This is a genomic window from Allochromatium warmingii (assembly GCF_900107145.1).
Lineage (GTDB): Bacteria > Pseudomonadota > Gammaproteobacteria > Chromatiales > Chromatiaceae > Thermochromatium > Thermochromatium warmingii.
The window spans coordinates 73,577-83,553 of sequence record NZ_FNOW01000010.1 but is presented as its reverse complement, the minus strand read 5'-3'; the positions used below and the strand labels follow the sequence as shown (position 1 = coordinate 83,553).

The 9,977-nt window shown below is 54.3% G+C and carries 7 protein-coding genes; 5 read left to right on the top strand and 2 right to left on the bottom strand.

Annotation, left to right across the window (positions count from 1 at the left end; all coding sequences use genetic code 11):
• Together BLW10_RS13935 and BLW10_RS04945 are read left to right on the top strand one after the other, a co-directional pair.
• Positions 1-1,773: class I SAM-dependent DNA methyltransferase (locus tag BLW10_RS13935; protein ID WP_177168985.1), on the top strand; the 1,773-nt coding region annotated here is incomplete at its 5' end.
• Positions 1,770-2,933, top strand: coding sequence for a class I SAM-dependent methyltransferase (locus BLW10_RS04945; protein WP_091332704.1), 1,164 nt, complete (start codon positions 1,770-1,772; stop codon positions 2,931-2,933). The genes BLW10_RS13935 and BLW10_RS04945, both read left to right, overlap by 4 nt.
• 28 nt (positions 2,934-2,961) lie before the next feature.
• On the opposite strand, the gene mfd is transcribed toward BLW10_RS04945, so the two are convergent.
• Positions 2,962-6,468: a transcription-repair coupling factor gene (gene mfd / locus BLW10_RS04940; protein WP_091332702.1), complete on the bottom strand. Its 3,507-nt coding sequence runs from the start codon at positions 6,466-6,468 to the stop codon at positions 2,962-2,964.
• Between the two features lie 28 nt (positions 6,469-6,496).
• The gene (locus BLW10_RS13930; protein WP_177168984.1) at positions 6,497-6,637 is read right to left on the bottom strand and encodes a hypothetical protein; all 141 of its coding nucleotides are present in this window, start codon (positions 6,635-6,637) and stop codon (positions 6,497-6,499) included.
• A gap of 89 nt (positions 6,638-6,726) precedes the next feature.
• On the opposite strand from BLW10_RS13930, the gene BLW10_RS04935 reads away from it, so the two are divergent.
• The 3 genes from BLW10_RS04935 (at position 6,727) to BLW10_RS04925 (ending at position 9,967) form a co-directional block, all read left to right on the top strand.
• Positions 6,727-7,092: a response regulator gene (locus BLW10_RS04935; RefSeq protein WP_091332701.1), complete on the top strand. Its 366-nt coding sequence runs from the start codon at positions 6,727-6,729 to the stop codon at positions 7,090-7,092.
• 37 nt (positions 7,093-7,129) lie between these two features.
• Complete coding sequence (locus tag BLW10_RS04930) at positions 7,130-9,376, top strand: chemotaxis protein CheW (RefSeq protein WP_091332699.1); 2,247 nt, start codon at positions 7,130-7,132, stop codon at positions 9,374-9,376.
• A gap of 87 nt (positions 9,377-9,463) precedes the next feature.
• On the top strand, positions 9,464-9,967 hold the full coding sequence (locus BLW10_RS04925; RefSeq protein WP_091332698.1) for a chemotaxis protein CheW: 504 nt from the start codon (positions 9,464-9,466) through the stop codon (positions 9,965-9,967).
• The last annotated feature ends 10 nt before the right edge of the window (positions 9,968-9,977 follow it).

Genomic DNA, 9,977 nt, shown 5'->3' with positions numbered 1-9,977 from the left:
TTGAAGTTGATTGAGCCGTTGTTTTTGGATGAATTGCGGGCGGAATTTCAGCGGATTAAACGCGATAAGCGCAAGTTATTTGAATTTCAGCAATATCTTGCACGGCTTAAGTTTCTCGATCCGGCCTGTGGGTGTGGTAATTTTTTAGTGATTGCCTATCGGGAATTGCGGTTGTTGGAGCTTGAAGTATTGCGGGCGTTGTTTGGTAAGGCACGTGATTTATCAATTGGTGTTGGTGAATTTAATATTCTGTGCAATGTCGATCAATTTTATGGCGTTGAAATTGAAGAGTTTCCAGCGCAAATTGCACAAACGGCGCTGTGGTTGATGGATCATCAGATGAATATGCTGGTGTCGAAAGAGTTTGGGATTTATTTTGCGCGGTTGCCGTTGAAGAAATCGGCGACGATTGTGCATGGCAATGCGTTGCAAGTGGATTGGCGCGAGATTGTGCCGCCAGCGGACTTAAATTATATCTTGGGGAATCCGCCGTTTGGTGGTAAGAAAGAACAAAACGAAGTGCAAAAATCTGACATGGCGCATGTTTTTCGAGGTGTAAAAGGTGCAGGCGTTTTAGATTTTGTTGCGGCTTGGTATCGCAAATCGGCTGATTTCATGGAATACAATAAAGCCATTAAAACAGCTTTTGTTTCGACAAATTCAATCACGCAAGGCGAGCAAGTTGGTATTTTGTGGTCTGATTTAGCAAAAAAAGGCGTAAACATTCATTTTGCACACAGAACTTTTCAATGGTCGAGCGAAGCAAAAGGAAAAGCAGCAGTTCATTGTGTAATTATTGGTTTTGCTCTTTTTGAAGCAGAATCAAAGTTGCTTTTTGACTATGAAAATCCACAATCAGAACCGCACGTCTTAAAAGTTTCAGTAATCAATCCTTATCTTATTAATGCGGTTGCAGCATTTATTGGAAAGCGATCCAAACCTTTAACGTCTGACACACCTGAAATAGCATACGGAAGTATGCCTATAGATAAAGGAAATCTTATATTAAGCGAAGAAGATCGAGCAGATTTCATCGCCAAAGAACCAAAAAGCGAGAAATTTATCAAGCAATATATCGGAGGCGAAGAGTTTATAAAGAATATACCAAGATATTGCTTATGGCTTGTTAAATGTGAACCAAGCGAGCTGCGTAGCTTGAAACAAGTCATGCAAAGAGTCGAGTTAAATAAAGCTTACAGATTATCTAGTGACAGAATTCAAACAAAAGAATTAGCTAAAACTCCCGCTTTATTCGGAGAAATACGGCAACCAAAAACCGAGTATCTTGTAATTCCAAAGGTATCATCTGAAAACAGAACTTATATTCCTATCGGATTTTGCAAACCTGAAATAATAGCCAGTGGATCAATGCTAGTTATTGCAAATGCAAAAACTTATCACTTTGGCGTTTTATCATCTGCCATGCACATGGCTTGGATGCGTATTACAGCAGGAAGAATGAAAAGCGACTATCAATACTCAAACAGCATCGTTTACAACAATTTCCCCTGGCCTGATAATCCAACGCCAAAACGACGCCAAGCAATTGAAACCGCCGCGCAAGCCGTGCTTGATGCCCGCGCCGCACATCCCAATGCCTCACTCGCCACACTCTACGATCCACTCACCATGCCGCCCGAATTAGTCAAAGCGCATCGCAAATTAGATGCTGCTGTCGATGCCGCCTATTCCAAACGGAAATTTACCAGCGATAGCGACCGCGTAGCACTGCTATTTGAACGCTATCAAAAACTGCTTGCAAAACTCGCATGAATGACCATTCACACGCTATTAACATCGCCCTCACCGCCCGCATTCAAGCCGAAATCCGCGCACAGGGCGGCGCACTCCCATTTGATCGGTTCATGGAATTGGCGCTCTATGCCCCCGGACTCGGCTATTACGTCGCCGGAGCACCCAAATTCGGTGCAGACGGCGATTTCGTTACCGCACCCGAACTCTCGCCGCTATTCGGGCGCTGCCTAGCCGTCCAATGCGCCGAAGTGCTCGCAACACTCGACGGCGGCGAAATACTCGAATTTGGTGCAGGCAGTGGCGCACTTGCGGTGCAAATCCTGCTCGAACTCGACGCCCGCAACCGCCTACCCGACCGCTACCGCATCCTCGAACTCAGCCCCGATCTACAAGCCCGCCAGCGGGCCGCGCTACAACAGGCCGCACCGCAGTTATTCGCCCGCTGCGACTGGCTGACCACCCTGCCCGAACGGTTCAATGGGGTCATCATCGCCAACGAAGTGCTCGACGCCATGCCAGTGCAGCGGTTTCGCATCGGCAGCGCGGGCGAGATTTTGGAAATCGCCGTAACCGACACCGCTGGCCACTTGACTGAATGCGCCATTCCGCCACGCTCGCTCGGACTGCACCACGCCGTCTCAGCCCTGCACAGTGCCGGACTCGCCACCGCGCCCGGCTACGAATCGGAGATCAATTTGCGTCTCGCGCCCTGGCTGACGGCAGTGTCAAACGCGGTCGAACGCGGTCTGGTACTGTTGATCGACTACGGCTATCCGCGCCGCGAGTACTATCAACCAGAACGCAACATGGGCACCCTGCGCTGTCATTATCATCATCAAGCCCACTCTGACCCCTACGTTCATCTTGGCTTACAAGACATCACTGCCCATGTTGATTTTACGGCGGTCGCGGAAGCGGGCAGCGCCGCCGGATTTGCTGTAGCGGGCTTTACCACCCAAGCGCATTACTTGATCGGCTGCGGTATCGACCATTTGATGCAAACTGCCGCCGCGACGCCAGACGCCGCACTCGATCTCGCACTCGGCGCGAAACAATTGCTCTTGCCGACCGCGATGGGCGAGCGATTCAAAGTGCTCGGATTGAATAAAGGCATTGAGCATGATCTTGCGCGAGCTTGGTGCGGATTTAGCATGCGGGATTTACGCGACCGGCTGTAGCTCATCGCTGGCGGCTGGAAGCTGCAAATCAAATCAATTGCTCCAACACCCGCCGCACCTCACATAAGCGCGTTTCCGCTGCGCTCATATCGCGGAAGAATTTCAGCTTATCGCCGCCTTCGAGCTTATATTCTTTCGGTCGCTGTTGAAGCAACTGAATCAATCGTGCTGGATCAATCTGTGGTGATTCGGTAAATAACAGCCGACCACTGCTCGGCCCAGCTTCGATTTTGCGAATCCCATAGGGTTGCACCCAGAGCTTTAATTCGGTGATGTCGAGCAGATTTTTTGCTGGTTCTGGCAGCAAGCCAAAGCGGTCGATCATTTCGACCTGCAATTCGCGCAATTCTTCTCGGTCACGCGCACTGGCAATGCGTTTATAGAGCACCAATCGCGCTTGGACATCGGGCAGATAGTCACTCGGCAATAATGCCGGAATCCCCAAATCAATTTCGGTGCCATGATCGAGCGGGCGGTCTAATTCCGGGACACGACCGGATTTGAGGGCCGCAACAGCGCGTTCGAGTAATTCCATATAGAGCGTAAAGCCGACTTCGGTGATTTGCCCGGATTGCTCATCGCCGAGCAATTCACCGGCACCGCGAATCTCTAAATCATGCGTGGCTAAGGTAAAGCCTGCGCCCAAATCTTCCATTGATTCAATGGCTTCGAGGCGTTTTTTGGCATCAGCAGTCATCGCCGTCGTCGGCGGGGTAATCAGATAGGCATAAGCACGATGATGCGAACGCCCAACCCGCCCGCGCAACTGATGTAATTGTGCCAGTCCGAGTTTATCGGCGCGGTTAATTAAAATGGTATTCGCCGAGGGCACGTCGATGCCGCTTTCAATAATCGTGGTGCAGACCAGCAAATTAAATCGCTGATGGTAAAAATCACGCATAATGCGCTCTAATTCGCGCTCGCGCATTTGCCCATGCGCAACCGCAACCCGCGCTTCAGGAATCAAGGCTTCGAGTTTTTGTGCCTGATTTTCGATGGTCTCAACTTCATTATGCAGAAAATACACCTGACCGCCGCGCTTTAATTCACGCTGCACGGCTTCTTGTATCAATATATCATTCCACTGGCTTACAAAGGTTTTAATCGGATGGCGTTCAACCGGCGGCGTGGCAATAATCGATAAATCACGCAGACCGGACATGGCTAAATTCAGGGTGCGCGGAATTGGCGTCGCGGTCAGCGTCAAGACATCAACTTCACTGCGCAGATTTTTTAATTGTTCTTTATGCCGCACGCCAAAGCGATGCTCTTCGTCAATAATTGCCAACCCGAGCTGTTTAAAACGAATCGTCGGCTGCAACAGCTTATGCGTGGCGACGACAATATCAACCGTGCCATCGGCTAATCCAGCGAGCACGGCTTGCTGTTCTTTCGCAGTGCGGAACCGCGAGAGGCTTTCAATGCGCACCGGCCAATCGGCGAAGCGGTCGGAAAAATTCTCAAAATGCTGTTGCGCGAGCAGGGTCGTCGGCACCAGCGCCGCGACCTGGCGCCCGCCCTGCACCGCGACGAACGCGGCGCGCATCGCGACCTCGGTTTTGCCAAAACCGACATCACCGCACACCACGCGATCCATCGGCTTGGGGTCGGCCATATCCGCGAGCACGGCTTCAATCGCCCGTTGCTGATCGGGTGTTTCCTCGAACGCGAAGGCAGCGGCAAAGGCGGCGTAATCCGCGCCACCCTCGGGAAAGGCGATCCCAGCGCGGGCAGCGCGGCGGGCGTGGATGTCGAGCAATTCGGCAGCAACATCGTGCGCTTTTTGTGCGGCTTTGCGTTTAATCCGTTCCCATTGATCGCCGCCGAGCTTGTGCAGCGGGGCGTTTTCTGGCGAAGCGCCGGTGTAGCGCGAGATCAATTGCAAGGCGCTGACCGGCACATAGAGCTTGTCGCCATTGGCATATTCGAGCGTCAAAAATTCGGTGGTCAGGCCGCCGACTTCCAGCGTTTGCAGCCCCAGATAGCGCCCGACACCGTGCTCTTCGTGGACAACCGGCGCACCGATGGTCAATTCGGTGAGATTGCGCACAATGGCATCGCTGTCGCGTTCGCGGGCACGTCGCCGCCGTTCTTGGCGCACCCGCTCGCCATAGAGCTGGGTTTCGGTGATAACGGCCAGCCGTTCGCTGTCGAGCAATAAGCCCTGTTCGAGCGGCGCGACCGTGAGCGCCAGCGGCGCATCACTGTCTAAAAACGCCTGCCAGCCGGACACCGGACGGGCGCGAATCGCAAATCCCTTGAGCTGTTCGGCCAGCAGTTCGCGGCGTCCGCTACTCTCGGCGACAAATAGCACCCGCCGTTCACTGGCATTGAGAAACTCATGCAGCGCCTGCGCGGGCTGGGCGGCACGGGCCTGAATGGTCACGGGCGGCAGCGGGGCGGTGGCGAAGTTGCAGGCATCAGCGTAGCCTTTGCGCCGCGCAGCAACGGGGTCAGACTGATGGAGCACACCGGAAAGCTGATTGAGCCGTCCGGCCAGTTCCTCTGGGGTCAGATAGAGCTGCGCGGGCGGCAATAATGGCCGTTCACTGTCATGCCGCCGTTGCTCGTAGCGATGCTCGACGGTCGCAAAAAAAGTGCGGGCGGTCTCGCGGCAATCGAGCGCCTCAATGACCAGCGTGTTAGCGGGCAGATAATCAAACAGCGTCGCTGTTTGCTCAAAAAACAGCGGTAAATAATATTCCAGCCCACCCGGCGCTTGACCGTTGGAGACTTCGCGATAAATCAAACTGCGCTGTGGATCACCAGCGACGGCAGCGCGATACCGCTGCCGGAATCCAGCAATCGCGGTCTCATCGAGCGGCAATTCACGCGCTGGCAATAGTCGAATCTGATCGAGCTGATCTTGCGAGCGTTGTGTCTCGGGATCAAAAACACGGATACTATCTACTTCATCATCAAACAGGTCGATGCGTAGCGGCACGCTGCTGCCCATCGGAAACACATCGAGTAACGCGCCGCGCACCGCATATTCGCCATGCCCGATGACCTGCGAGACACAGGAATAGCCCGCCCGCTCCAGTCGCTGGCGCGTGGCATCGAGATTGAGCCGATCCCCGACGGCCAGCACCAGCGAGTGACGCTCGATATAGTCACGCGGCGGCAAGCGTTGCATCAGGGTCGCCACCGGCACAATTAGCACGCCGCGCACCAGCGTTGGCAGTTGCTGCAATGTCAGCAGCCGTTCTGAGACCAATTCGGGCAATGGCGAAAACACATCATAGGGCAGGGTTTCCCAGTCGGGAAAACTCAGCAGCGGTACTGCGGATGTGGCGTCGGATGCGGCATCGGCGAGAAAAAAGCCGAGTTCCGCCCGCCAGCTCGCCGCTGTTTGCACCGTATCGACCAGCGCCAGCACCAGCCCGGCATGTCCCGAATGCGCGGCAGCAGCGCGGGCGACGGCCAGCGCAGTCGCAGCACCATGAAGTTGCCCCCACAGCCGGCGCTCACCGGAACAACGTGGCAGCGGAGGCGCAAGTGGAGAGTGCAGAGTCGAGCAAACGGGCGCAGACATCGGACAACATCTAACCTATGGCGGGAGTTCAGCGGGCAGCGGCAGGATGCCGGTCGTGGGCGATTTTCGCACAGACACTGGCATTCGTCCGCGTCATCGGTATATAAGGCGAACCCAGTGCAGCACGCAACGCTGTCGTCGGCCCGAGACGACTCGACAATCCGAGCATAAATCTTCAGTATTATTCCTTTGACCGCGTGGCTAATGCTGCGGTGTTGAGCGCGGTCGGACTTTTGGTCATTCTCAGGATGTCACAACATGGCTAAGACGATTCTCACCGTGGACGATTCGCCGTCCATTCGGCAAATGGTGTCTTTTACGCTCAAGGAGGCGGGTTACACCGTCACCGAGGCGGTTGACGGACAGGACGGACTCGACAAAGCACGGGCGGCAAAATTCGATCTAATTTTCACCGATCAGAATATGCCGCGCATGGATGGCCTGAGCCTGATTAAGCAATTACGGGCACTGCCGCAATATCAATCGGTGCCGATTCTGATGTTGACCACGGAATCGAGCGACGCGATGAAAAGTCAGGGCCGCACCGCTGGAGCAACCGGCTGGCTCGTCAAACCGTTCGATCCGGCGAAATTGCTGGAAGTCGTGCGTAAAGTGATCGGTTGATGAACGCACCGCGCTAGAAGCTGAGAGGGGAAGGGCCATGACCATCGACATGAGTCAGTTCTATCAGGTGTTTTTTGAGGAGGCTGGCGAAAATCTGACAGCGATGGAAAGCCTGTTGCTGGAATTGGATGTCGAAGCGGCCGATCTGGAAACCCTCAACGCGATTTTCCGCGCTGCGCACTCGATCAAGGGCGGCGCGGGAACCTTCGGGTTCAGTGACATGGCTGAAGTGACCCATGTGCTCGAAACTCTGCTCGACCGCCTGCGCAAGCAGGAACTGACCCCAACAGTTGATATGGTCGATGCCTTTTTGCAGGCTGGAGATGTGCTCAAGTCCCAGCTTCAGGCCCATCAGGAAGGCGAGGAATACGAAGATTCCCGCGTCGCTGAGGTCTGTGCCCTGCTGGAACACCTCGCGCACGCTGATGAGCCAACGGCGGCTGTCGCTGCGCCACTGGCTGCTGCGCCAACACGGTGGCGACTGGCATTTGCGCCACAGCAGATCGGTCAGGGTGCCGCTACCGAGCGGCAAGCGTTATTTGCATCACTAGCCGAATTGGGTCAGATCCAAGATCAGAGCGGTGACACCGCAACGCGCTGCATCTGGCAAATCACCACCGCATCTGGACGCGAGGCGATTGAAGAATTGCTCGCCTTTGTCTGCGATCCGCGTCAAATCGAGCTGGAGAATGTGGAGCTGGAAGCGGCCAGCGGCCAGCGGCCAGCCGTCACCGCGCCGATGCCCAGTGCCGAGACAGAAACCGCCTATGGTTTTTTTGAGCCAGTGCCAGCAACGGCGAACACGGCAGCGTCGGGAGCCGATCCCGGTTATGGCTTCTTTGATGATGCCCCCGGTGCAGAAGCGACACAGGATCACGAACAAACCGGCTACGGTTTGTTTGGCGGCAGCCCCGGCATGACACAGGTGGCCGCTGTTGCGCAACAAGCGCAGCTCGATAACAAACGCGGCTACGGCTTTTTTAAAGATCTCAGCGGTTACAACGAAGTCGCTGCTAATCCTTCACCCACTGCTGCTTCGGCCACAACTCCAGCCGCAAGCGCCCGCCCAGCCGCTAACCGTTCGACGCCCGCTGATGCCGCTAACAAACGCCCAGCAACCGCCGAGTCCTCGATTCGCGTCAGCGTCGAAAAGGTCGATCAACTCATTAATCTGGTCGGCGAACTGGTCATCACCCATGCCATGCTGGCCGATTCTGCCGCCGGACTCGATCCAGTTGTCCATGAGCGCATCATGGGCGGATTATCGAATCTGGAGCGCAACTCGCGCGATCTGCAAGAAGCAGTGATGTCGATTCGCATGATGCCGATTAGCTTTGTCTTTAACCGTTTTCCGCGTGTGGTGCGCGATACGGCGGCAACGCTGGGCAAAAAAGTCACGCTCAAGCTCATCGGCGAAGATACCGAGCTGGATAAAGGCTTGATCGAGCGCATGGCCGATCCGCTCAATCATCTGGTGCGCAACAGCATCGACCACGGTATCGAGCGCCCCGAAGTCCGCCAAGCGGCAGGTAAATCCGAAACCGGCGAAATCGTCTTACGTGCCAGTCATCGCGGCGGCAGTGTCGTCGTCGAAGTCAGCGACGATGGGGCCGGACTCAACCGCGAAAAATTGCTGGCCAAAGCCGCCAAGCAGGGCATCCCAATGCCGGATAACCCACCAGATAAAGAGGTGTGGCAACTGATTTTTCATGCTGGTTTTTCCACCGCCGAGCGCGTCACCGATATTTCTGGGCGCGGGGTTGGCATGGATGTCGTGCGCCGCAATATCGAAGAAATGAATGGGCGTGTTGAGGTTGATTCAACGGCTGGGCGTGGCACCCATATCACGATTCGGCTACCGCTGACGCTCGCAATTCTCGACGGTTTATCTGTGCGCATGGGCAGTGAAATGTTTATTCTGCCGCTGACGGTGATTCAAGAATCGATTCAGCCGCATCCTGAACAATTCAAAACCGTCGTTGGCAAAGGGCGTATCGCACAAATCAATGATGAATATTTGCCGTTAGTTAGCCTACATGATGTCTTCAATAGCGGCCAACCGGAACCCGATCCAATCGCTGGCATTTTAGTTATCGTCGAAACGAATGAAGGCCGCGCCGCTGTACTGGTTGATGAATTAGTCGCCCAGCATCAAGTTGTCATCAAAAGTCTGGAAACTAATTATCGTAAAGTCGAAGGTGTTTCCGGAGCGACCATTATGGGTGATGGGCGTGTGGCCTTAATTCTCGATGTCGATGCGTTAGTACGCCTCAGTCGCCGTTAGCCATTCCATTCCCCATCTCACGCCGTCTATATCAGCTATATTCGCCGATCACACCACCACACTGCACAGTCTGAGGAGAACACCATTATGAGCGACGAGCGCCGGGAAGGCAGCGCGGTCGTCACCGACAGCGCACGCGAATATCTCACCTTTACACTGGGCGATGAGGAATACGGCATTGACATCCTCAAGGTTCAGGAAATTCGCGGTTATGATGCCGTCACTAAGATCGCTAATTCGCCTGATTTTATTAAAGGCGTGATTAACATGCGCGGCACCATTGTGCCGATTATTGACATGCGCCTGAAATTTCATCTCGGGCAGGTCGAATATAATGATTTTACTGTAGTGATTATTCTTAATATCAGCGGGCGGATTGTTGGCGTTGTCGTCGATGGCGTCTCGGATGTGATTGCCCTGCGCGGCGATCAAGTGCGTCCAGCACCAGAATTTGGCGCAGTATTAGATACTGCCTATATTGACGGCTTGGCAACCCTCGATGAGCGCATGATTATTATGGTTGATATTGAGCGCCTGATGACTAGCCAAGAAATGGGCTTAGTCGATCAACCTTATTTGTCGATGGCTTGAGTAATAGGCT